The following is a 22,061-nucleotide window of genomic DNA, read 5'->3' as shown; positions in this document are numbered from 1 at the left end:
GCGCCTCGCTTACGGGGCGCTGCCGGAGAACTTCTTCGCCGTCGCGCCTTCGATCTTGCCGACCGTCGCCGAATCGCTGACGTGCAGCTCGACGTCGCGCTGGAAGGAGAGGGTGCCCTGCACCACGGCGTGCGGGCCGATCACGATTTTCGGGATGCGATCGTTGCTGCTGAAGAAGCTCATCGAGGGCTTCTTGACCAGCAGGCCACCTTCGACCTTCGAGCCTTCGCCGATGGTGACATCCGCGTTCGTGGTTTCGATGCCGCCGCCGACATGCGCGCCTTCGAGCGAGATCTCGCCGTTGACGTTGGACAGCTGGCCCTTCACGTCTGCGCCGCGTTCAAGCAGGATGCGACCGTTCACCGTTTCGACTTCGTCGGAAACGCGTGAGTTCTCGTGCAGGGTCAGTCCGCCGTTGACCGACTTCACGATGGTCGCGGTGGCGCTTTTGCCCAGTTCGACCGCGCCATTGACCGTACTGGCCTTCTGCACCACGGCGTTGTCGCCGATACGGACCGAGCCATTGACGGTGTGGACGTCGCCAGCGTGCTGGCCGGCCTCGACCTGGGCCGTGCCGTTGACCTTGCTGACGTCGTCGTCGGCCAGGGCGGCGCCGGATACGGAAAGGGCGATGAGAAGCGAGATCAGGGTACGACGCATGGTGTGCTGCTCCACGGGTGGACTAGGACTCCTAGGATGCACCTGCCGGCCGCAAGGTTTAGCGTGACTGATGACACGGTCGCCAAAGGCACCAAGTTGACGGCCCCGGGATCAGGTTTCACCATGGGTTTTTTCCTCCCCATCGTTGGACGCCATGTACAAGCTCGTCATGATCCGCCACGGCCAGTCGGCCTGGAACCTCGAAAACCGCTTCAGCGGCTGGGCCGATGTCGACCTTAGCGAGCAGGGCGTGGCCGAGGCCCGCGAGGCCGGCCGCCTGCTCAAGGAAGCCGGTTTCACCTTCAACCTGGCCCACACCTCGTATCTCAAGCGTGCCGTGCGCACGCTTTGGCACGTACAGGACGAGATGAACCTGATGTGGATCCCGGTGGTTACCGACTGGCGTCTCAATGAACGCCACTACGGCGCGCTGACCGGCCTCAACAAGGCCGAGACGGCGGCGAAGTACGGCAACGAACAGGTTCACGTCTGGCGGCGCAGCTACGACACGCCGCCCCCGGCCCTCGAGGCGGGTGCCAAATCCTTTGCCGACGACGATCGCTACAAGGGCATCGACGTGCCCCTGACCGAATGCCTGAAGGACACCGTCGCCCGCGTGCTGCCCTACTGGCATGACGTGCTGGCGCCGGCCATCCGCGCCGGTAACAGCGTGCTCATGGCGGCTCACGGCAACTCGATGCGCGCCCTGGTGAAGTACTTCGACGGTATTTCGGACGACGACATCGCCGAGCTCAACATTCCCAACGGCATCCCGCTGGTGTACGAGTTCGACGCCGACCTCAACCCCGTCAAGCACTACTACCTGGGCGACCAGGCCGAGATCGAAGCCAAGATGGCCGCCGTCGCGAATCAGGGCAAAGCCAAATAAAATGGTCGGGGGTGACACCCGTCACCCCCAACACCTGTCAGTCAGCCCTCGATCGGCACGGCCCCGGACGCTAACGTAGCTCACACCGTCCCACTACCGAGACCTACGCCATGCTGGCTCCGACCGTCGTTCCCTTCATCGTCGCCCCGCTGATGGCCTTCGCCGTCTATCGCCGTGTTCGCGGCAGCTTCGGTCGTCAGCCGATTCGCACAAAGCGCATGAGCATCCGCGTCGCCATCTTCGCGGTTTTTGCTTGCCTCACGCTGACCTCCGGCCTGCAAGACATCCGCCTGGCCGAAGGCGCGCTGGGCGGCCTCGTCGTCGGTGCCGCTCTGGCGTTGGTCGGCCTGCGCCTCACCCGTTTCGAGTCGAACGCCGAGGGCGCCGACTTCTACATTCCCAATCCCTGGATCGGCGCCGCGCTGACGGCTCTGCTTCTCGGCCGCATGGCCTGGCGTTTCCTGGTGTTGGCGCCGATGTTCAGCGATGGAGCGGCCGCCGTGCCGGCCCATACCCCGGCACCGGGCAACAGCCCGCTGACCATGTTGGTGATCGGCCTGACCCTTGGCTATTACATGGCGTACTACGCGGGCGTGCTGTTCCACCACCGCCGCCACAAGCGGCTGGCCCAGGCGGCCTGAGCCCTAGGCCCCGGCCCCTCCAGGCGCCCTCGCTCAGAGGGCGTCGTTGTCCAGTTCGCCGGTGCGGATGCGTACCACCTGCTCCAGCGAGCTGACGAAAATCTTGCCATCGCCGATCTTGCCCGTCCGGGCGGCGGCCTGAATCGCCTCGACCACGCGCTCGATCTGATCGTCGGCCACGGCCACCTCCAGCTTGATCTTCGGCAGGAAGTCGACCACGTATTCCGCCCCCCGATAGAGCTCGGTATGGCCCTTCTGCCGGCCAAAGCCCTTCACCTCGGTCACGGTAACGCCCTGCACGCCGACCTCGGCAAGGGCCTCGCGGACGTCGTCCAGCTTGAAAGGCTTGATGATGGCGACCACCAGCTTCATGTATCACTCCTAGGGCGCAGCCGCTTGCCGGCGCGCGGACGGCCATTGTGCCATTCGGGTCCCGGGGCGTCTTCATGGGGTGTTTGTAGGAAAAACCCTACACTACGTGTAGGCGTAGGCCTATAGCGCCTACAAACCAATCACCTAAACTTCATTCACGACATCGGGGTGCGCAAGATGGATGTGCAGGGTATCGATCAACTCGCACAGCGGTTGGCATCGTTGGTTCCGCCAGGGTTGGCGCAAGCGCGTGAGGATATGCACGCCAACTTCAAAGATATTCTGGCGCAGGGACTACGCCGCCTCGATCTCGTTACTCGAGAAGAATTCGATGTTCAGAGCCAGGTTCTAGCGCGGACGCGTGAACGGCTCGAAGTTTTGGAAAAGCGCCTCGCCGACCTGGAAGTCAGCGCTGCGGCTCCTGGCCAATAAGGACGGCCGACCGTCCCGGGACCGCCCCCGATCCGTCACCCTCACCCCGAGAGCGGTCGGGGGCGGTTATTTTCCCAGTCGACGCAAGGAGTGCGTATGCGAGCCCGATCCCTACAGGATCACGGTAGTTCGCCAGCGATCGGGATCCGTTACCCGTTACGATATCCCCCATCATGAGCCTCGCCGTCACTCTCTCGCGGGCGCAGGAAGGGGTCACCGCGCCGCAGGTCGTCGTCGAGGTGCATCTGTCCGGCGGACTGCCTTCTACCTCTATCGTCGGGCTTCCCGACTCGTCTGTGCGCGAAGCGCGTGACCGTGTCCGCGTCGCCATCCAGAACACCGCCTTCGAATACCCCAACCGCCGCGTCACCGTGAATCTGGCGCCGGCCGAGTTGCCGAAAGATGGCGGCCGGTTCGACCTCGCCATCGCCCTTGGGATCCTCGCCGCCGGTTCGCAGGTTCCGCGCGAGCGTCTCGACGACTGCGAGTTCCTTGGCGAGCTGGCCCTGTCGGGCGAGTTACGCGCCGTCCCCGGCATCCTGCCCGCGTTGATTCGTGCGCGTCGCGCCGGCCGGCGCATCGTCGTTCCCCGCGCCAATGCGGCGGAAGCGGCCCTGGTCGGTGAAGCCGACGTTCTCCTTGCCGACAGCCTCGGCGAGGTGTGCGCCTGGCTCGGCGGCCACGCCATCCTCGGTGCGCCGGCCGCCGCGGTCGATTTCTACGACCTGCCCACCTGCGGGCCCGACATGCGCGACGTGCGCGGACAGTACCAGGCCCGTCGTGCCCTGGAGATCGCCGCGGCGGGCGGACATCACTTGCTGATGATCGGTCCACCCGGGACGGGCAAGACCATGCTCGCCGAGCGCCTGCCGGGCATCCTGCCACCGATGACCGAATCCGAGGCGCTGGAAAGCTGCGCCATCCGTTCGCTATCCCACGAAGCCATCGATCCGGATTGCTGGCGCCGCCGTCCCTTTCGCGCGCCGCACCACACCGCATCGGGCGTGGCGCTGGTCGGTGGTGGCTCGTCGCCGCGTCCGGGCGAAATCTCCCTGGCGCATAACGGCGTCCTCTTCCTGGACGAGCTTCCCGAGTTCAATCGACACGTGCTCGAGGTGCTGCGCGAGCCGCTCGAGTCGGGACAGATCGTGATCTCTCGCGCCGCGCGTCAGTCCACGTTCCCTGCGGAATTCCAGCTTGTCGCCGCGATGAATCCCTGCCCGTGTGGCTATGCCGGCGATCCGACCCACGACTGTCGATGTACACCCGACCAGGTGCAGCGTTACCGCGCTCGCATTTCCGGGCCGCTGCTGGATCGCATCGATATCTGCGTCGAAGTGCCCCGTGTTCCGATTTCCGATCTCACCGCGCCACGCGGCCCGCATGACGACGACAGCGCCACCGTTCGCCGCCGTGTCATCAATGCGCGCGAAAAGGCACTCCTTCGCGCCGGACAGCCGAACTCCGATTTGAGCGTGGTCAACCTCGAACGTGACTGCGCGCTGCCCCCGGCCGAACGCGAGTGGCTGGAAGGTGCCGTCGAGAAACTTGGCGCGTCGGCACGTGCTTATCACCGGGTATTGCGCGTGGCGCGTACCATTGCCGACCTCGAAGGCGGGGCGGGTTGCGTGGAGCAGCATCACCTTGCCGAGGCGTTGCATTACCGGCGGTTCTGATCTCTACAGGGATCGTATGGCCGCCACCGGCGGAACCGCCGCTGCTCGCATGGCCGGCGCCAGCACGGCCAGCTGTCCGAGAACCCACAGCACCAGCGCGCCGACCGGCAGATACCAGAACGGCAGCCTCGGCAACTCGTAGAAGCTCATCAGGATCATGTTGATCGCATACGCCAGGATCATGCCCAGGGCGATGCCGAACGTGACGATGAGGAAGTTCTCGATCTGAAAGTAACGCAGGATGTCTCCACGCGTCGCGCCGAGCGCGCGACGGACACCGATCTGTCGGCGGCGTTGTGCGACCCAGAAACTCGCCAGTCCCACGATGCCCAGTGCGGTCGTGCCGAGCAGCGCGACGATGACGGCGATCAGCAACCCCGTCATGACGCGGTCGTTGAGGAAAAATGTCTCACGGAGTTCGTCGACGGTCCGGCTCTGTGCCAGGTCGAGAACCGCATCCGGGGCGATCTTGAGGACGGCGGTCCGTGCATCGCGCATGACGCGTGGCAGGTCCTCGGGGCTCGCTTGCAAGAGATATTTCCCGGCGAACTGCGGACCCGGCATGGCCGGCACGAGGATCGACCAGTCCGCATCCTTCTCTTCGCCGGCACCGGGTTGCGGAATCGTCAGATGATCGACGACACCGACGACACGAAAGTGGGTGTCCATACTCCAGAGCATCTTGTCGAGCGGATCCTGGCCGGGCCAGAAATGCTCCGCCAGAACGCGTGTTATCACGATCGGGGCTTCATTCGGAACGATTTGCGCCACCGGCATGTACTCGTCCGGTGCGGGCATGCGTCCGGTCAGTGGCCGAAGCCCCATCGCCTTTGCTGCACCGGGACCCGCTACGTAGAAATCGACGACGCCACCGAATTGCTGCCCGGCCGCATCGAGGTGGACACCAGCGATGACGCCGGGCTCTCCGAAAGGTACCGCGCTTACCGTGCTGACCGACTGCACGCCGGGCACCGCGCGCAATCCAGCGACCACGCGCGCGTTGAGGTCGTTCGCCTGCTGTGGTTCGAAGCCCTCGAGTTTGATAGTACCCAGCGCATGTTCATCGACACCGCTCTGCACGTGCATGGCCTGGACGCGGCCAGCAATCAGGAAGCACGCGTTGCATAGCACGGCACACGCCAGTGCAATCTCCCATGCGATGACGATCGTCGCTATGCGGTGCTTGCGCAGTGCGGCGAGAACGGGCTGGATCTGCGGGTTACCCATGTCAAAGCACCTTCAGCTGCAGGGCCGGCTCGACCAGGCTGGCGCGCGCAGCGGGCAACAGGCCCGCGAGCAGGCTCGCTCCTACGGAGATCAGGAGCGTAACCACGAACATCGATACGTCGAGATGGACGAAGTCGGCATAGGGAAGCGGCTGTCGACGAACAAGCCAGAGCCCGAGCACGGTAAGGAGAAGGCCGCCGAGCCCGCCGAGGACACCGATCACGCCCGCCTCAACCAGGCACTGCGTGAACACGGCGCGGCGAGTCGCACCCATCGCGCGTCGCAAACCGATTTCGCCGCCGCGGCGAAGAAACTTCGCCAGTAGCAAACCAACGACGTTACACAGGCAGATCGCCAGGAAGGCGAAGGCCAGCGACGTCTGCAGCTTGACGTCACTCGGGACGACGCCGTTGAAGTCGAGCCACTCCGTCAGGCTGCGCAGCCGTGTGTTGTCCGTGCGGGTGATCCGCCCGAGCGACTGTTGCTGGGCTACGTAGCCATCGAGAAAACGTCGATACGCGTCGACTTTGGCGCTGTCGCCCAGTTGCACCCAGAGGGCGATCCACACGCACTGCGAGTTCTGCAGGTGCCCCGGCGTGATGGGCAGCACCCAGCACGTAAAAGGTTGGAATCCGCCATCGTTGATCTCCAGCGCCGTGGAGAATGGTGTGATCACGCCTTCCGGTTTGTCATAGAAGTTCGCCGTATCGCCACTGGAAAAACGTCCGCCACGCACATCGTAGAAAAGCGGGGAAGGGCGCCATGGAGCGAGTACGCCGACAACGCGCACATCGCTGTTCTTCAGTCGTACTGTCCTGCCGACGCTGTTCTCGCCGCCGAACAGACGGTCGTTGAGATCGGATGAAATCACGGCGACGCGCGCGTGCGCGGTATCGTCTTCCGGCGTCCAGCTTCGCCCGAAGCGAAAGGGGACGTCGAACATGGGGAAGAAATCCGACGTCGTCGATAGCATCGACAGCATCAGTGGTGGAAGGCGTGTCCCGGGCGCCTGCAGCTTGATGTGGCTGTTGACGACGAGCGCCTGGCGGTCGGCGCGATGTGCGCTCCAAAGATCCGTCGCGGACGGGTAATCCAGCATGTCGTAAGGCTGCCGACCCTTCGAGTCCGGATTGGCATCGAGTTGTGGATAAAAGACTTGCCCACTGCGCCCGCGCAAGGGGTCGCCCGAGAGCAGGTGCATGATCGTGAGGGTCGTCATGCTGGCGCCGATACCGACCGCGATCGCGAGGATCATCAACGCCGTCAGCACCTTGTTGCGCCTGAGGCTGTGAGCTGCCAGTTCGACGTAGTACCCGATCATTCCGCTGAGCCCCTCCGTGGCGCGACGCTCGTCCCCACGAACTGTCGGCATGGTCAGCATGCCCCGGTCGGAGGGCCGCGACATGTGCATAAGGTCAGGCAGGGCGCAGCCAGCAAAACACGGGCCAAAGTTGCCCCAGAAGAGTTAATACTTATTTCATGTACTGAGTAGTTGACGAATCCCAGGGGCGAGCGGATAATTCTGTACCAGGCGGTTCTCTAATGGGCTGCCCGCCCCGCTCCGGTGTTGGATACCCCTCCCTCCCCCCGCTCCAGCACCGGAGCCCGGCCTTTTCTTCACCTACTGCTCCTTATGCTGTCCCTATCTCGGCCCGCCTCACGGTGTTGGCCGTTTTTCTTTTTGGGACAAGGAAAGACATGGGCCTCGAACTCGGAATGTTGCTGACCCTGATGCTCGGCATGGGGTTCGTCTGCCAGTGGATCGCCTGGCGGGTCCGGCTGCCGGCCATTCTCTTCCTCCTGCTTGCCGGCATCCTGGCCGGGCCCGTCACCGGACTGCTCCACCCGGACAAGGTACTGGGCGATCTGCTTTTCCCCATCGTGTCCTTGGCGGTGGCGGTGATCCTGTTCGAGGGCAGCCTCACCTTGCGTTTCCACGAGCTGAAGGGCATCGGCCACGCGGTGCGTGGACTGGTGACCTATGGCGCGATCCTCGCGTTGCTGATGCTCGCGGGTGCCGCACACTGGATCGGTGGCTTGAGCTGGGAGCTCTCCTTCCTGTTCGGCGCGCTGACGTGCGTGACGGGACCCACCGTGATCGCACCGATGTTGCGCACGGTCCGGCCGAACGCGCGCATCGCGAACGTCTTGCGCTGGGAAGGCATCGTCATCGATCCGATCGGGGCGCTATTCGCGGTGCTGGTGTACGAAGCGATCGTGTCGCATCGCGAAGGGCATTCCATCCAGGTGTTTCTCGGCACGGTGGCCTGCGGTGCCATCGTCGGTGGCATCGCCGCTTTCGTACTGGGCCGGTTGCTGCGCCGTCACATCATTCCGGAATACCTGCAGAACTACGGCACGCTTGCCGCGGTCCTCGCCGCCTTCAGTCTGTCGAATACGCTTGCCCATGAATCGGGCTTGCTGGCCGTGACCCTCATGGGTATCGCGCTGGGCAACATGCGCGACGTGCACATGGATGACATCATGGACTTCAAGGAGCACCTGACGACCTTGCTGGTGTCGACGTTGTTCATCCTGCTTGCCGCGCGACTGGACTGGCCACTTCCGGATGGTGCGCTGCTTGCCGGCATCCTCATCTTCGTGGTGGCGCAGCTGTTCATCCGGCCGCTATCCGTCTTGTTGTCGAGCGTCGGCAGCGCACTGCCGTGGCGAGAGCGCGCGTTGATCGCCTGGGTCGCGCCGCGTGGCATCGTGGCGGCGTCGGTGTCGGCCTTGTTTGCCATCCGGCTGGAGAAGATCGGCATGGCTGGCGCGGACAAGATGGTTCCCCTCGTGTTTCTGATGATTATCGGCACCGTCGTTTTCCAGAGCGCGACGGCGCGTCCGCTGGCACGATGGCTGAAGGTCGCAGATCCGGAACCGCGCGGCGTGTTGATCTATGGTTCCGACGTGGTGGCGCTCGAGGTGGCACGCGCGCTCGCGGGGATAGAGGACTTGCGCGTGGTGGTCGCCGACGACGACTGGAATGGCATTCGCGCCGCGCGCATGGCCGGGTTGACGACGTTCTTCGGTAATCCGCAGTCGCAGGCCGCCGATCGCAACCTCGACCTGGCAGGCATTGGGCACCTTCTGGCCATGTCCACGCATCGCGAACTGAACTCACTCGCGAGCGTGCACTACAGGGAGGAGTTCGGGCGCGACAAGGTGTACCGTCTGCGCAATCTCTCGCCGGAGGAAAGTCACGGTCGCGCATCGCTCGCGGGCAGTCTCCTCGCCACGGCGCTGTTCGCCGACGACATGACCCATGCACGTTTCGCCGAGATGCTCCAGGATGGATGGCGGATCAAGTCGACGCGCCTGACCGAGACGTTCGACTGGCCGCATTTCATCGAGCAATACGGCTCGCGCACGGTGCCGCTCTTCGGTGTGGAAGAGAAGGGCGACCTCCGCATCGCCTCCGGCCACCGTGAGCTCGAACCCCGTCCGGGCTGGACCGTGATCGCGCTGGTTCCGGCGGTGCACTGACAGCCTTCCTTGACGTGGGTAGGGTTTCGCCTTGAAAATGCCGGCCGCGCTCGCGTGCGTTGTCATTTCCGCGGGCGTGGTCTCCCCCGGACCAGCCAGCCACGCTCGCCTTCGCGATCCAGCCAGCAAGCCCTCCGTTTACCTCAAGGAAGCTTGCCGTGCGTCCCTTCGATACGCTGTGCCGTCGCGCCATCCCGTTTTGTATCGCTGCGCTCCTCGCCGCACCGATGGCTCATGCCGTCGATGATGTGGCCGAAAAAGACAAGGATAAAGTCACCGACCTGCAGGGCGTGAAAGTTCGTGCATCGACCGCGTCCCAGGCCACCGTGGCCACGAAGACCGACGCACCGCTCATCGAGGTGCCGCAATCGGTGTCGGTGGTCAGTCGTGAAGGCCTTACGCTACGCAACGTGCAGAGCCTGTCCGACGCGCTGAACTACACGGCGGGCACCGCCTCCAACGCGACGGGCACCGATCAGCGCTACGACTGGCCTTACATCCGGGGCTTCGACGCCGGGTCTTTCGGTATCTATCAGGATGGCCTGAGATCCCAGCCGGGTGGCCTCAGTCTCCGTATCGAGCCTTACCTGATCGAATCCGTCGCCGTGCTGAAGGGACCGAGCTCGGTGCTGTACGGACAGAGCAACCCGGGCGGCCTCATCGACGTCACGAGCAAGATGCCGACCACGGAGTCGCTGCATGAGGTAGGCGTCCAGCTCGGGAACTACGCGCAGCGCCAGCTACGCACCGATCACGGCGGTACGCTGGACGATGCCGGCCGGTGGCGTTATCGCCTCACTGCGATCGGCTTCGACGACGACACGCAGATCGACCACACCTATAACCGTCGCGTCGCCATCGCCCCTGCGATCACGTATGCGCCTGACGACGACACGAGCGTCACGTTGCTGATGAACTACCAGCGCGACCTGACCAACAGCCTGTATCCGTTCCTGCCGGCGCAGGGAACGGTGCTGCTCAATCCGAACGGCAAACTATCCACGTCCTTGTACACAGGTGATACGAACTGGGACAGCTATCGCCGTACGCAGTCGGCCGTCGGTTACAAGATCGACCACCGTATCGACGAGGTCTGGAGCTTCCACCTCAACGGCCGTGTCGCCCGGCAGACCACGAGTTGGCGCCAGCTCTATGGCAGTGGCCCGCTGTCGCCGGACTACAGCACGTTCAATCGCTATGCGATGGATAACGAGTCGCAGACGAACAGCTACCTCATGGATAACCGGGTAACGGCCGACTTCGCGACCGGGCCGGTGCAGCATGCCGTGCTCATGGGGCTGGATGTTTCACAGACGCACAGCAGCCAGAGCGAAAGCGATGGCCTGGGCAATCCGCTGAGCGCTTATGCGCCCGAGTACAACCTGCCCATGGCGCCGCTGGGTACACCGGGCTTCCGCAATCGACAGAGCCTGAAGCAGACAGGCGCGTACGCACAGGACCAGTTGAAGTTCGGCGACGGCTGGGTGGCACTGGTCGGTGTGCGTCGCGACTGGACATCGATGGGCGGACTGGACCAGATCGCGGACACGGCTAGCCGCCAGGTCGACAGCAAGACGACGGGCCGTGTCGGCCTCGTCTACCAGACGTCTTGGGGTCTGGCACCGTATGTCAGCTGGTCGACGTCGTTCCTCCCCAATAGCGGCTTCGACTATCTGGGCCGCGGATTCCTGCCAACCACCGGTCGCCAGATCGAGGGCGGCGTGAAGTATCAGCCACTAAACGTGGATGCCTTCGTGACGGTCTCGGCCTTCGAGATCCATGAGGGCAACGTGCTTGTGACTGATGCGTTGCACGCTGGCTTTTCCCGTGCTGCGGGTGAAGTGCGTTCGCGAGGTGCGGAACTGGAAGGCGTCGCCAACCTGACCGACGGCCTGAAATTGAGAGCTGCTTATACCTACACGGACGCGGAGACCACCAGGTCGAGTGTCGTGACGGATATCGGTAAGCCGCCTGTCACCGTGCCGATGCACATGGCGTCCCTCTGGGCCGACTACACCGTGCACGAAGGCGTGGCGCGCGGCCTTGGCTTCGGCGGCGGTGTGCGTCGCGTCGGCGAGAGCTATGGCGGTACCTACCATCCCGACGTGACGACGGATGTCACCCGGGATTTCAACGTACCTGCGTATACGTTGCTCGATGCCGTCGTGCGTTATGAGATGCCGAGCGTCTCGCTGGCACTCAACGTCAACAACCTGCTCGACAAACATTTCGTGTCGGTCTGCTATGGCGAACTGGGATGTTCGTGGGGCAATCGCCGCACCGCGATGGCGAGTGCGACGTATCGCTGGTAACCCACCCAATGAACGGGCCGCGCCCCTCTGTCGGCGTGCGCGGCCCACGTGCTGCTGTTCTCTATGCGTGCGCGGCTTATGCCGCGGACGCCGGGTGGAACTGTTCTTCTTCGGTCGAGCCACTCAGCGCCGACAGCGAGCTGAATGAGCCAGAGATCACCTGGTTCACGGTGTCGAAGTAGCCGGTACCGACCTCGCGCTGGTGCTTGGCAGCGGTGTAGCCGTCCTTCTCCGCGGCGAACTCGGCTTCCTGCAGCTCCACGTAGGCCGCCATCTGACGGTCACGGTAGCCGCGTGCCAGCTGGAACATCGAGTAGTTCAGTGCATGGAAGCCGGCCAGGGTGATGAACTGGAACGCGTAACCCATCTCGCCCAGCTGCTTCTGGAAGGTGGCGATGGTCTTCTCGTCGAGATTCTTCTTCCAGTTGAAGCTCGGTGAGCAGTTGTAGGCGAGCTTCTTGCCGGGGAACTTCGCGTGGATGGCCTCGGCGAAGCGGCGGGCCTGCTCCATGTCGGGCGTGGCCGTCTCGCACCAGATCAGGTCGGCGTACGGCGCGTAGGACAGGCCGCGGCTGATCGCCTGCTCGATGCCCTGTTTCGATTCGTAGAAGCCTTCCACCGTGCGCTTGCCGGTGAGGAAGGGCTTGTCGTTCTCGTCGATGTCCGTCGTGACGAGGCCCGCGCCCATGGCGTCCGTACGGGCGACGATCAGGGTCGGCACGCCAGCGACATCGGCCGCAAGACGCGCGGCGATCAGCTTCTGCACCGCTTCCTGAGTCGGAACGAGCACCTTGCCTCCCATGTGGCCGCACTTCTTCGCACTGGCCAGCTGGTCTTCGAAGTGCACGCCGGCAGCCCCGGATTCGATCATGTGGGCCATCAGTTCGTACGCGTTGAGCACGCCGCCGAAGCCGGCCTCGGCGTCGGCGACGATCGGCACCAGCCAGTCGATGTTGTCCTTGCCTTCGGCGTGATGGATCTGGTCGGCGCGGAGCAGGGTCTTGTTGATCTTGCGAACGACATTCGGCACCGAGTCGACCGGATACAAGGACTGATCGGGGTACATGGTGCCGGCGGTGTTCGCATCGGCCGCGACCTGCCAACCGGACAGATAAATGGCCTGCAGGCCGGCCTTCACCTGCTGCATGGCCTGGTTGCCGGTCAGCGCGCCGAGCGCGTTAACGTAGGGCTTGTCGTGGATCGACCGCCACAGGCGCTCGGCACCGCGGCGCGCGAGTGTGTACTCGACCTGCACCGTACCGCGAAGACGTATCACATCCTCGGCGGAGTACGGACGCTCGACGCCGTTCCAGCGATCGTTGTTCTTCCAGTCCAGCGTGATCTGTTCGGCAGTATGCGTCTTCATGGTGTGACTCCTTGGAGAATGATCAGGACAGGTGTTCATAGGCGGGCAGGGTGAGGAAGTCGCGGAGCTCGTCGGCATGCGTCAGCGCAGAGATCAGCGCGGCAGCCTGCTCGGCGCGCGATGCGCCCGGGTGCGAGCTTTCACGAAGGCGGTGGCAGTGCGTCGCCAGCGCGTGGTCGAACAGTGCGAAGTCGATCGGTGCGTGGTCGCTGAATTCCAGTGGCTCGTGATGCAGCCACTGCCAGAGCTGCGCACGTGCGATCTCGGCGGTGGCGGCGTCTTCCATCAGGTTGTGGATGGGCACGCAACCGAGGCCTTCCAGCCAGGCGGCCGTGTAGCGGAGGCAGACTTCCACGTTGTTGTCGAAACCCGGGCGCGTGATCGTGCCGATCGCCGGCGCGATGAGTGCGTCGCGCGAGGCCACGACGTCGTCGCGCTGCACATGCAATTGGTTGGACGTGCGCATGTGTTCGTCGAAGATGGCCTGGGCAATCGGCACGAGCGCAGGATGAGCCACCCACGTGCCGTCATGTCCTGCCGTAACTTCGCGAAGCTTGTCGGCTCGCACCTTGGCCATGGCTTCGTCGTTCGCTGCTTCGTTGCCGCGAATAGGTATCTGCGCCGCCATGCCGCCCATCGCGAAGGCGCCACGGTGATGGCAGGTCCGAATGAGCAGTTCCGAGTACGCCTTGAGGAAGGGCGCCGTCATGCCGACCTGACCACGCTCCGGCAAAAGGCGGTCGCCGTGGGCGCGGAAGGTCTTCAGGTAGGAAAAGATGTAGTCCCAGCGGCCGCAGTTCAGGCCGACGATGCGATCGCGCAGGGCGTGCAGGATCTCGTCCATTTGGAACACGGCGGGCAGCGTCTCGATCAGCACCGTGGCCTTCATCGTGCCGTGGGGCAGGTCCAGTACGGTTTCCGCATGGGCCATCACCGATTCCCACAGCGCGGCCTCTTCCATGCTCTGCAACTTGGGCAGGTAGAAGTAGGGACCGTGATCCCGGGCGTGCAGCGCCTTGGCGTTATGGAAGGCATAGAGGCCGAAGTCCACCAGCGCACCGGCGACCACATCGCCATCGACCTCCGCGTGGCGTTCCGGCAGGTGCCAGCCTCGGGGACGCACCACGAGCACGGCGGGTTGCTTGCCCACGCGATAAACCTTGCCCTCCGCGTTGGTGAATTCGATCGTGCCATCGACGGCATCACGCAGGTTTCGCTGGCCCTCGATCTGGTTCGTCCAGGTCGGCGCGCTCGAATCCTCGAAGTCGGCCATGAACACCTTCGCGCCGGAGTTGAGCGCATTGATGATCATCTTCCGCTCGACGGGGCCGGTAATCTCCACGCGGCGGTCCATCAGGGCATCGGGGATAGCTGCCACCGACCAGTCGGCTTCGCGGATCGCGGCAGTGTCCGGCCTGAAGTCCGGCAGCTCGCCGGCGTCGTAGCGGAGCTGGCGGGCCGTCCGCTCGGCGAGCAGGGCCAGGCGCCGGCTGTCGAAGCGGCGGTGCAGGTCGGCGACAAAGGCAACGGCACCCGGCGTCAGGACGTCGTTGTAGGTGTTGCTGCCGTCGCCGAAGCGGACGCCCGCCAGGGGGTCGATCACGTTCTTGGGAACTGCCATGGGATCTGCCTCGGGCTGCGGGTCTGGTATCCACCCTAGGTCCGAAGCGTTGCTTTTGACAAAACAAATGTTTCAAAGCTTTACATTAACAATGCTAATGTGAGGTACAACATCCTAATTACGTGGACTAAATTCGATGGTCCGTAAGCTGAATCCGCCAAAAAAGGCCCCCGCGAAGAGAGCGAAGCCGCGCATGGCCGATCGTCCTGCCGACGAGGAAGGTGGCCGGTTCTATTACAAAGGGAACCGGCTCAAGCAGCTGAGGGCCTTCGTCTACACGACCCGGCTCGGCACGCTCAGTCGAGCCGCCGAGGCACTCTTCCTGTCTCAGCCGTCGGTGAGCCTCCAGCTCAAGGCCCTGGAGCGGGAGCTTGGGACCCACCTGCTGGAGCGGACCCGGCGCCGTATCACCCTGACGGATGCCGGCGAGGCGCTGTACGAACTGGCGCGCCCGCTGGTCGAGGGCTTCGAAAACCTGGACCGCGAGTTCCAGTCCAAGACCAAGGGCGCCCAGGCGGGCAAGCTGACCGTCGCCGCCGGCTCGTCGACCATTCAGTACCTGCTGCCGGAGCTGGTCAAGACCTACCGCGAGCGTTTCCCTCACGTCCACCTGGCCTTGTCCAACGTCACCAACCGCGACGGGCTGGCGCTCCTGCGCAACGACGAAGTGGATATCGCCGTCGGCTCGATGATCGACGTGCCGCACGACATCGCCTGGGCACCGGTCTACCACTACGACCCGATGCTGATCATGCCGCCGGACCACCCGCTGGCATCCAAGACTGACATTCGGCTGGAGGATCTTTCGCCTTACGGGTTGATCCTTCCGCCAAAGCGTCTGACCACGTATCGCCTTGTCGACATGGTTTTCCAACAACGGAAAGTGCCTTACACCGTCGCGATCGAGGTGGGCGGTTGGGACGTGATCAAGCAGTACGTTGCGATGGGACTCGGCATTTCGATCGTGACGGGGATCTGTATTACGGAGGCGGATCGCGAGCGTCTGGTCGTGAAAAACCTGCGGCAGTACTTTCCGCAGCGAAGCTACGGTGTGGTGATGCGGAAGGGGAAGTTCCTGAGCCCCGAGGCGAGGGCGTTCATCGATCTGATTCGGCCGGGCTTGCTGACACATCGCGACTATGACGAGTCGGGACATTCGGAACGCTAATCACGCGTAAACATCGACGCCCCGGCCATTCAGATAGTCAGTCAACCGTTCAATTCCGAGGAGGGCGTCGATGCTCGTTTCGTAATGACGTATCGCGAGCGCGTACATGATGTCGTCGACTCCGCGGATGGACTCACGTCCGTCCCGGGCTTCCTTGAGCGGATCGATCAATCCCTTGTAATCAAGTTGGTAGTTGCCGAGATGTGTGAAAGCCTCATGAGCGAGGTAACCCTCGTGATGCAACATGAGGATGAAGTTGCTGAGTTCCACCGGATCAATAGAGCGGATATTTACGTTACGAAGTTGCTCCTTGGTAGTTTCGTCCAGCGTCTGCGCAATCTCAGCGATGCTGCCGCCCTTGATCGGCTTATCCCGCAGCATGCAGTGGCTAGTGCGACGGCTCTGAAGTTGCCACGGCTTGCTGGTTGGTGTCGGTGTCCTGAGGACGCTCGCCATGTCCATGGTCTGCTCTCTCGTATTCGTCTGTACGACGAGACTGGCTGAGCGCACTCGCAAGTTGAGTCGGGGATCGGCGCGGTAATCAAGCGGGCGGCACCGTTTCTGCGTGCGTATCAGACGGCACGGCATGGCCCTTAGGGTAATCCTACGTCCATCGGCGAACTCGTCCGGCATCAGCCCGGTACGGTCCTCTCTAACGTGGTCGTGCGCAATGACGCGCTATCTCGGGAGCTATCATGAACTCAGCTTTGAAGGCCGCACTTTTTCTTGGAGCGCTTGTACCGCTTGCATCGGGTTCGGCGGTTCACGCTGCTCAGGCGACAGGGAAGTTACAGGACACACGAGGTCGGTGCTTCGCCTATCCGAAGGACCAGACGCTGCGGGGAGATCTTGTCGCCGGTCAAGTGTATGAATTCTTCAGTTGGACCACGAATTGTACGAGCGCTACGTCCACCTCAGTGACGGGAAGTGCGTGGCTCGAATCATCGTTGCAGCGACTTGTAAATGGCCAGTGGCAAACGCTTGCTAGCGGGTCCTACCTTTTCGCTAACATAGGCCCTGGCACGTACCGAGTGGTGGTGAAGAACACATCGCAAGCTCGTGCCTTCTACACCATTCGTCACGGGCATGCCCTCGGTTGACGCATGCCAGGACTCAAGCGGTCCGGTGCTTCCCTTGATATCCAGCGAACATGGCGCGAATGCGCGTCATGTCTGCTTCCGTATCGTTCGTCGTCTCGACGACGGGACCCAAGGTAAACGTCTTCGTCGGGTAGTCGATGAAGATGGGCAAGATGGGGACATTCGCTGCGCTCGCGATACGCAGGAAGCCGGACTTCCACTGCTTCACTGCTTTGCGCGTGCCCTCGGGGGCGATACCGAGCCACATCTTCTCGCGCGTTGCGAACCTCTCGACCATCTGGCCGACGACATCGGTCGCCGCTTTTCGGTCGATCGGCACCATGCCGAGGCGGCGCACGATCGGGCCGAATGGGCCGTTGAGCACCTCGCGCTTGATCATCACGCCCAGGTCCAGTCCCATTGCCGACTTCATCAGCAAGCCCCACACACCGTCCCAATAGGACGAGTGAGGGGCGCCGATGACTACGACCTTCGGAAGATTCGGAAGCTCGCCGACGAATCGCCATCCGCTACGGCGAATGGCCCAGCGGCTCAGCCTCATCCACCACGAATCGGGTAGCGAAGGAACGTTCGGCGGAAGATGTTCGGGATAGGGGCTCAATCGCTGCTCCAGTCGCGCGAACGCCCACGCTTGGTCTGGCCCCGCTGCGTCTTACCTACGAGACGGCGTTCCTTCGATGCGCGCGTGGGCTTCGTCGCCACACGCTTCTTCGCGACGACGGTGGCCTCGCGGATCACGTCGACCAGGCGGTCGCGCGCGTCGTCGCGGTTGCGGGCCTGGTCACGGAACCGCCGAGCCTGGATCACCATCACGCCCGCATCGGTCATTCGCCTGTCCCGACGAGCGAGCAGTCGTGCGCGCACTTCGTCTGGCAGTGATGGCGACGACGCGACGTCGAAGCGCAACTCGACAGCGCTCTCCGTCCGATTGACGTGCTGTCCCCCTGGACCATCGGCACGCATGAAGCGCTCGATCAGTTCGCTGTCGGGTATCGTAATGTTGGCTGTGACGATGAGCATGGCTGGCGGATTCTAGCAGCGCGCTTCCTGGTTGCATGGTGCGGCGCGAGACCAGAGCGAAGGGCGCGCGTGGCGCCTACATCGCGTGATGGGCTACACCCAGGTTCGGGTCCCATCCAGGCGGGCCAGTATCGGAGGCTCTTTCCTTGAGCCTCTGCATTGGAATTGACTATGTTTAACGTTAATCTTGATCCTTGGTCGCCCCTCTACGCGACCGTAGGCCCGTGCATGGACGACACAATCAAGCTGGCTCGGCTCCGCCTGTTGGCTCAGGCCGGCGCTTTATCGACAGCAACGGTTATCGGTCGCAAATCAGGTTGGACGGTGCGCGTTGACGTGGAAGAAGGCGCGCGCATGTTGTGTTCCGCCGACGGCACGCTGCGCATCTTCTCAACGACGGACAGCGCCATTGCCCAGATGGCGCGTTTGGGCGTGACCCGGTTAAGCGTCATTGCAGACGCGTACGAAGCGGGAACCCTGCGCGCCCCCCGTCCCGATCGTGCGCTAGCACTCAAGGAGACGGCGGAATACGCGGATTGGTTAAAGGCCAAGGTAGAAAAGTCGATGGCCAGGGTCGCCTCCGGCGAGTCGAAGCTGTATCCCCTTGATGAGGCCAGAGCTCGTGTCACGGAGCTGCTTAAAGGCATGGAGGCTCGTAAGAAGCGTTCGCCCTGATGCCTGACAAACGAGTCGACCTGCACCTGTCGGAAGATGCCCTGCACGATATTGAGGCGATCGCTGCTTGGTGCGAGTCTCAGTCAGCTTGGCAGGCAGCAGAGGGTGTTCTGCTAGCAATCATGGATGCAATCGAAAGTCTCGTCGCGCATCCGGAGGCCGGTGGGATGACGGCAAGCGGCAGCCGCGAGCGCGTGCTTTCGGCCGTTCCTTACCGTGTTGTCTATCATTTCGATGCAATGTACGACCACGTGACGGTTCACGCGGCGGTACACACGCGGCGCCAGTGGCCCTTGTAGGTCGACTAAGCGACCGTACTCGCGCGCCGCTAGCTCGCTGCCTTCCACGCCTCGACCTGAGCCTCGTAAGCCTCCGCCCATGCGAACCGCTCAAGCAGCTTGAGCCACGTCTCATCCAGCCCTGCATCGATCGCCATCGGGCGCCCATCGACAGGATGCTCGAACTCCAGCCGCGCTGCATGCAGCAGCAGCCGGTGCGACGAGAAGTACTGCTTGAACAGACGATTGTGATCGCCACGCCCGTGCTGGCTATCACCGACGATCGGGTGATGGATGTGCGCGAAGTGCTTCCGGATCTGGCGAAATCGCCCGGTGCGCGGTTCCGCGACGGCAAAAGCATACCTCTGCTTGTCGTAGCGACCCATCGCGATATCGACTTCCGTCGTGCCCAGCTGCCTGTAGTCCGTCGTGGCATCGCGACGCGGCCCGGTGTCCTTTGATCCCGGCAAGGGATAGTCGATCGTGCCGGCCTCGGGGTCTGGCCAGCCACGAACCACCGCGAGGTAGCGCTTGCGCACACTGCGTCCCATGAACTGCTCGCCCATCTGACTGGCTGCTTCCGGCGAGCGCGCGACCAGGAGAACGCCAGACGTGGCACGGTCCAGGCGATGCGCGAGGTGCAGTTTCCCTTCGACTTGTTCGCGAAGCAGGTCGATCAGGAAGGCGTCATCGGGACCGACGAACTTCGATCGGTGCACCGCGAGATTGGCCGGCTTGTTGACGGCGACGATGTCGTCGTCCTGATAGAGGATCTCGAGCATGGGCTCAGCCGACGCGGCGCGGCCAGCCGGCGGCGAAGGCGATCACGCCCGCCACCGCAGCCACGATGGCCGCCCACGTGCCGTGTGCAGCCAGCGTACCGACCAGGGCGGCGCAGACCAGCAGCGATGAACCCAGCAGGCTGCAGGCCACGAGTCGGCGCATGCGCCGCGCATCGTCGCGGGCCAGCGCAAGCGCGTGCGGGTCGGCCATCTGACGCAGCTGACCGCTGCCGACCTGACGCAGCGCATCCCGCACGAGCTCCGGCACCTGAGGCGCCGTTTGAATCCATTGCGGCAGGCGGCGACGCACATCGCGCAGCGTCGCGCGCAAGCTGTAGCGCTCGCGGAGGATGCGGCGAAGCACCGGATGAGCGACGGCCCAGATGTCGATATCGGGATCGAGCATGCGCCCGACGCCTTCGATATTGAGCAGGGTCTTCTGCAGGAGGATCAGCTGCGGCTGCAGCGTCAGCTCGAACTTTCGCGCGGTCTGGAACAGCTTCACCACCAGTTCGGCGATGGATATCTTCGCGAGAGGCTGGGTGAAATAGGGTTCGCAAACGGTGCGTATGGCCGCCTCGAGCTCGTCCAGCCTGAGCGTGGCAGGCATCCAGCCCGCGGCGACATGCAGCTGCGCGATGCGCGCGTAGTCGCGCTCGAACAGGGCGATGAAATTCTCGGCAAGCCAGAACTGATCGGCTTCGGGCAGGGAGCCCATGATGCCGAAGTCGAGCGCGATGAAACGGGGTTCGTCGACGCGCGTGAGGTCGACCCAGATGTTGCCCGGGTGCGCATCGGCGTGAAAGAAGTTGTCGCGGAACACCTGCTCGTAGAACAGCCGCACCCCTTTCTCGGCGAGGTACTTGCGATCGAGGCCGGCCGCATCGATCGCCGCAATGTCGTCACAGCTGACGCCGTAGACGCGCTCGAGCGTGAGCACGCCCTCGGTGCTCAGGTCCCAATGCACTTCCGGCACGTAGAGATCTACGCCACTGGCGAAGTTGCGACGGAGCAGGCTGGCGCTGGCGCCTTCCCGTCGCAGATCGAGCTCGTTCGAGAGCATTTTCTCGACTTCGGCGACCACCTCGAGCGGACGGATCTTGTCGGCATTCGGATGCCAGCGCTGGGCGAGCTCACCGAGCGCGTGGAGAAGATCGACGTCGCGTGCAATGCGCTTGTCGATCCCCGGACGCAGCACCTTGACGACGACGGCGCGGCCATCGTGCAGCGTGGCAGCGTGCACCTGGGCGATCGACGCGGAGGCCAGGGCGATTTCATCGAAGCTGGCATACAGCGTCGTCACCGATGCCTTCAGTTCGCGTTCGACGATCGCGCGGGCCTCGGCGCCGGGGAAGGGCGGCACCTGATCCTGCAAGAGCGCCAGCTCGTCGGCGATGTCGGTGGGCACGAGGTCGCGACGCGTCGAAAGCACCTGGCCGGCCTTGACGAAGATGGGGCCGAGATCGGTCAGGGCGAGTCGCAGTCGCGCCCCACGTGGCAGCGCCCGAACCTCGGCAGGCACGCCGGGAAAGAGGGGGCGCACCAGCCTCAACGAACGGAAAACCGGCGTCCCATCCGCGAGGTCGTCGAGCTGGTACTTCATGAGGATAGAGGCAACGCGCAACAGGCGCGGCAACAGACGCAGCGGCGTCATGCGTGACGCCCTTTCAAGGCGCGCTCGAGGCGGGCCAGACGGGCCTCGGCACGCTCGGTGCGTTCACGCACGTCATCGACGCCGTCGAGGAAGGCATCTGCCTCGCCGGGTGCGACGGCGACGCGCCCCTCATCACGAAGCCAGTCGGCCCCGTCCTCGGTGAGGTGGGACACAGACTCGCGGGCGTGGGCGAGGCCATCCCGTAGCGCTTTGGCCAACGGCACACCGATGGTGTCGCCAAACGTTTTCGCGAACGCCTCTTCGACGTCCGGTGCGTATTGGCGCGTGAGCTTCTCGAGCCGCCGTGCCAACTCGGCGTCACCCGCGATATCCACCTTGCCGGGAGCCACACCGTCGTCGTCGCGGCGCATGGCCATGGCCAGCAGGCTGGCCGGTGATGCCGTGACACGCAGGCTGCCACCTTCTGCCGGAGGTCCGACGCGAAGGCGTCCCTTCTCGACCGAGATGCGCAGGGCCAGGTCCGGTCCGCTTAGGTGCACCTGTACGCTGCGGCCGTCGAGCACGTCCAGACGGGCGCGGGTGTCCGGGTCCAGGTCGACGGCACGGTTGAGTGCTGCCTCCATGGCACGTCCGGCGAGGACGCGAAGCGGGCGGGGCAGGAATCGATTGGGGCCGGCGTCAGCCGAGGGACGATCGGAAGTCATGCCGCAATTGTAGCCCGCCGGCTCGCGTGCAGCGGCA

At 63.8% G+C, this 22,061-nt stretch carries 21 protein-coding genes; 9 read left to right on the top strand and 12 right to left on the bottom strand.

The annotated features are described in order from the left end of the window. Nucleotides 1-9: 9 nt before the first annotated feature. A complete protein-coding gene (locus tag HB634_RS13295; protein WP_063573027.1) occupies nt 10-660 on the bottom strand; it encodes a hypothetical protein in 651 nt (216 codons plus the stop codon). Nucleotides 661-814: 154 nt separating this feature from the next. On the opposite strand from HB634_RS13295, the gene gpmA reads away from it, so the two are divergent. Then, on the top strand, nt 815-1,549 hold the full coding sequence (gpmA, locus tag HB634_RS13290; protein WP_063573026.1) for a 2,3-diphosphoglycerate-dependent phosphoglycerate mutase: 735 nt from the start codon (nt 815-817) through the stop codon (nt 1,547-1,549). Between the two features lie 110 nt (nt 1,550-1,659). Further along, nucleotides 1,660-2,190: a DUF1453 domain-containing protein gene (locus HB634_RS13285; RefSeq protein WP_213948903.1), complete on the top strand. Its 531-nt coding sequence runs from the start codon at nt 1,660-1,662 to the stop codon at nt 2,188-2,190. A gap of 33 nt (nt 2,191-2,223) precedes the next feature. On the opposite strand, the gene glnK is transcribed toward HB634_RS13285, so the two are convergent. After that, complete coding sequence (gene glnK / locus HB634_RS13280; protein WP_046981907.1) at nt 2,224-2,562, bottom strand: P-II family nitrogen regulator; 339 nt, start codon at nt 2,560-2,562, stop codon at nt 2,224-2,226. A 177-nt stretch (nt 2,563-2,739) separates the two neighbouring features. Between glnK and HB634_RS13275 the strand changes: the two genes are divergently transcribed. Both HB634_RS13275 and HB634_RS13270 read left to right on the top strand, forming a co-directional pair. Beyond that, the gene (locus HB634_RS13275; protein ID WP_046981909.1) at nt 2,740-2,994 is read left to right on the top strand and encodes an accessory factor UbiK family protein; all 255 of its coding nucleotides are present in this window, start codon (nt 2,740-2,742) and stop codon (nt 2,992-2,994) included. A 173-nt stretch (nt 2,995-3,167) separates the two neighbouring features. Beyond that, nucleotides 3,168-4,670 (top strand): YifB family Mg chelatase-like AAA ATPase, encoded by a 1,503-nt coding sequence (locus tag HB634_RS13270; RefSeq protein WP_213948902.1) that lies wholly within the window; start codon nt 3,168-3,170, stop codon nt 4,668-4,670. A gap of 3 nt (nt 4,671-4,673) precedes the next feature. Here the strand turns inward: HB634_RS13270 and HB634_RS13265 are convergent, their stop codons facing one another. Then, the gene (locus HB634_RS13265) at nt 4,674-5,897 is read right to left on the bottom strand and encodes an FtsX-like permease family protein (RefSeq protein ID WP_213948901.1); all 1,224 of its coding nucleotides are present in this window, start codon (nt 5,895-5,897) and stop codon (nt 4,674-4,676) included. Between the two features lies 1 nt (nt 5,898). Further along, the gene (locus HB634_RS13260; RefSeq protein ID WP_063573779.1) at nt 5,899-7,218 is read right to left on the bottom strand and encodes an ABC transporter permease; all 1,320 of its coding nucleotides are present in this window, start codon (nt 7,216-7,218) and stop codon (nt 5,899-5,901) included. Nucleotides 7,219-7,595: 377 nt separating this feature from the next. Between HB634_RS13260 and HB634_RS13255 the strand changes: the two genes are divergently transcribed. Both HB634_RS13255 and HB634_RS13250 read left to right on the top strand, forming a co-directional pair. Further along, nucleotides 7,596-9,383, top strand: coding sequence for a cation:proton antiporter (locus HB634_RS13255; RefSeq protein WP_213948900.1), 1,788 nt, complete (start codon nt 7,596-7,598; stop codon nt 9,381-9,383). Nucleotides 9,384-9,541: 158 nt separating this feature from the next. Then, entirely contained in the window at nt 9,542-11,695 is a 2,154-nt protein-coding gene (locus HB634_RS13250) for a TonB-dependent siderophore receptor (RefSeq protein WP_213948899.1), read from the top strand. A 76-nt stretch (nt 11,696-11,771) separates the two neighbouring features. Here HB634_RS13250 and aceA read toward each other — a convergent pair whose 3' ends face one another. Both aceA and aceB read right to left on the bottom strand, forming a co-directional pair. Beyond that, on the bottom strand, nt 11,772-13,061 hold the full coding sequence (gene aceA / locus HB634_RS13245; RefSeq protein WP_213948898.1) for an isocitrate lyase: 1,290 nt from the start codon (nt 13,059-13,061) through the stop codon (nt 11,772-11,774). Nucleotides 13,062-13,083: 22 nt separating this feature from the next. Continuing rightward, nucleotides 13,084-14,682: a malate synthase A gene (aceB, locus tag HB634_RS13240; protein ID WP_213948897.1), complete on the bottom strand. Its 1,599-nt coding sequence runs from the start codon at nt 14,680-14,682 to the stop codon at nt 13,084-13,086. Nucleotides 14,683-14,875: 193 nt separating this feature from the next. Here aceB and HB634_RS13235 point away from each other — a divergent pair, with 193 nt between their 5' ends. Continuing rightward, complete coding sequence (locus tag HB634_RS13235; protein ID WP_255548568.1) at nt 14,876-15,850, top strand: LysR family transcriptional regulator; 975 nt, start codon at nt 14,876-14,878, stop codon at nt 15,848-15,850. Here the strand turns inward: HB634_RS13235 and HB634_RS13230 are convergent, their stop codons facing one another. The 3 genes from HB634_RS13230 to arfB form a co-directional block, all read right to left on the bottom strand. After that, complete coding sequence (locus HB634_RS13230) at nt 15,851-16,306, bottom strand: hypothetical protein (protein ID WP_213948895.1); 456 nt, start codon at nt 16,304-16,306, stop codon at nt 15,851-15,853. Nucleotides 16,307-16,963: 657 nt separating this feature from the next. Then, the gene (locus HB634_RS13225; protein WP_255548567.1) at nt 16,964-17,551 is read right to left on the bottom strand and encodes a 1-acyl-sn-glycerol-3-phosphate acyltransferase; all 588 of its coding nucleotides are present in this window, start codon (nt 17,549-17,551) and stop codon (nt 16,964-16,966) included. Then, nucleotides 17,548-17,970: an alternative ribosome rescue aminoacyl-tRNA hydrolase ArfB gene (gene arfB / locus HB634_RS13220; protein WP_213948894.1), complete on the bottom strand. Its 423-nt coding sequence runs from the start codon at nt 17,968-17,970 to the stop codon at nt 17,548-17,550. Before arfB ends, HB634_RS13225 begins: the two co-directional genes overlap by 4 nt. Nucleotides 17,971-18,198: 228 nt before the next feature. Between arfB and HB634_RS13215 the strand changes: the two genes are divergently transcribed. Together HB634_RS13215 and HB634_RS13210 are read left to right on the top strand one after the other, a co-directional pair. Further along, the gene (locus HB634_RS13215) at nt 18,199-18,645 is read left to right on the top strand and encodes a hypothetical protein (protein ID WP_213948893.1); all 447 of its coding nucleotides are present in this window, start codon (nt 18,199-18,201) and stop codon (nt 18,643-18,645) included. After that, a complete protein-coding gene (locus HB634_RS13210) occupies nt 18,645-18,944 on the top strand; it encodes a type II toxin-antitoxin system RelE/ParE family toxin (protein WP_213948892.1) in 300 nt (99 codons plus the stop codon). Before HB634_RS13215 ends, HB634_RS13210 begins: the two co-directional genes overlap by 1 nt. A gap of 29 nt (nt 18,945-18,973) precedes the next feature. Here the strand turns inward: HB634_RS13210 and HB634_RS13205 are convergent, their stop codons facing one another. From HB634_RS13205 to HB634_RS13195, 3 genes are read right to left on the bottom strand one after another with little or no spacing between them, the layout of a single operon-like run. Continuing rightward, a complete protein-coding gene (locus HB634_RS13205; protein ID WP_213948891.1) occupies nt 18,974-19,705 on the bottom strand; it encodes a pseudouridine synthase in 732 nt (243 codons plus the stop codon). 4 nt (nt 19,706-19,709) lie between these two features. Continuing rightward, nucleotides 19,710-21,359 (bottom strand): ubiquinone biosynthesis regulatory protein kinase UbiB, encoded by a 1,650-nt coding sequence (ubiB, locus tag HB634_RS13200; RefSeq protein WP_213948890.1) that lies wholly within the window; start codon nt 21,357-21,359, stop codon nt 19,710-19,712. Further along, complete coding sequence (locus tag HB634_RS13195; protein WP_063571273.1) at nt 21,356-22,024, bottom strand: SCP2 sterol-binding domain-containing protein; 669 nt, start codon at nt 22,022-22,024, stop codon at nt 21,356-21,358. Before HB634_RS13195 ends, ubiB begins: the two co-directional genes overlap by 4 nt. Between the last annotated feature and the right edge of the window lie 37 nt (nt 22,025-22,061).

Origin of the sequence: Luteibacter sp. dw_328, from assembly GCF_018449605.1 — a bacterium.
Classification (GTDB): domain Bacteria; phylum Pseudomonadota; class Gammaproteobacteria; order Xanthomonadales; family Rhodanobacteraceae; genus Luteibacter.
The sequence above is the reverse complement of the archived record's forward strand: the minus strand, read 5'-3'. Positions and strand labels throughout refer to the sequence as shown.

Coding starts and splice junctions, on each gene's coding strand:
- HB634_RS13295 (WP_063573027.1), bottom strand. CDS start 660: ATGCGTCGTACCCTGATCTCGCTTCTCATCGCCCTTTCCGTATCCGGC.
- gpmA (WP_063573026.1), top strand. CDS start 815: ATGTACAAGCTCGTCATGATCCGCCACGGCCAGTCGGCCTGGAACCTC.
- HB634_RS13285 (WP_213948903.1), top strand. CDS start 1,660: ATGCTGGCTCCGACCGTCGTTCCCTTCATCGTCGCCCCGCTGATGGCC.
- glnK (WP_046981907.1), bottom strand. CDS start 2,562: ATGAAGCTGGTGGTCGCCATCATCAAGCCTTTCAAGCTGGACGACGTC.
- HB634_RS13275 (WP_046981909.1), top strand. CDS start 2,740: ATGGATGTGCAGGGTATCGATCAACTCGCACAGCGGTTGGCATCGTTG.
- HB634_RS13270 (WP_213948902.1), top strand. CDS start 3,168: ATGAGCCTCGCCGTCACTCTCTCGCGGGCGCAGGAAGGGGTCACCGCG.
- HB634_RS13265 (WP_213948901.1), bottom strand. CDS start 5,897: ATGGGTAACCCGCAGATCCAGCCCGTTCTCGCCGCACTGCGCAAGCAC.
- HB634_RS13260 (WP_063573779.1), bottom strand. CDS start 7,218: ATGATCGGGTACTACGTCGAACTGGCAGCTCACAGCCTCAGGCGCAAC.
- HB634_RS13255 (WP_213948900.1), top strand. CDS start 7,596: ATGGGCCTCGAACTCGGAATGTTGCTGACCCTGATGCTCGGCATGGGG.
- aceA (WP_213948898.1), bottom strand. CDS start 13,061: ATGAAGACGCATACTGCCGAACAGATCACGCTGGACTGGAAGAACAAC.
- aceB (WP_213948897.1), bottom strand. CDS start 14,682: ATGGCAGTTCCCAAGAACGTGATCGACCCCCTGGCGGGCGTCCGCTTC.
- HB634_RS13235 (WP_255548568.1), top strand. CDS start 14,876: ATGGCCGATCGTCCTGCCGACGAGGAAGGTGGCCGGTTCTATTACAAA.
- HB634_RS13230 (WP_213948895.1), bottom strand. CDS start 16,306: ATGGCGAGCGTCCTCAGGACACCGACACCAACCAGCAAGCCGTGGCAA.
- arfB (WP_213948894.1), bottom strand. CDS start 17,970: ATGCTCATCGTCACAGCCAACATTACGATACCCGACAGCGAACTGATC.
- HB634_RS13215 (WP_213948893.1), top strand. CDS start 18,199: ATGGACGACACAATCAAGCTGGCTCGGCTCCGCCTGTTGGCTCAGGCC.
- HB634_RS13210 (WP_213948892.1), top strand. CDS start 18,645: ATGCCTGACAAACGAGTCGACCTGCACCTGTCGGAAGATGCCCTGCAC.
- HB634_RS13205 (WP_213948891.1), bottom strand. CDS start 19,705: ATGCTCGAGATCCTCTATCAGGACGACGACATCGTCGCCGTCAACAAG.
- ubiB (WP_213948890.1), bottom strand. CDS start 21,359: ATGACGCCGCTGCGTCTGTTGCCGCGCCTGTTGCGCGTTGCCTCTATC.
- HB634_RS13195 (WP_063571273.1), bottom strand. CDS start 22,024: ATGACTTCCGATCGTCCCTCGGCTGACGCCGGCCCCAATCGATTCCTG.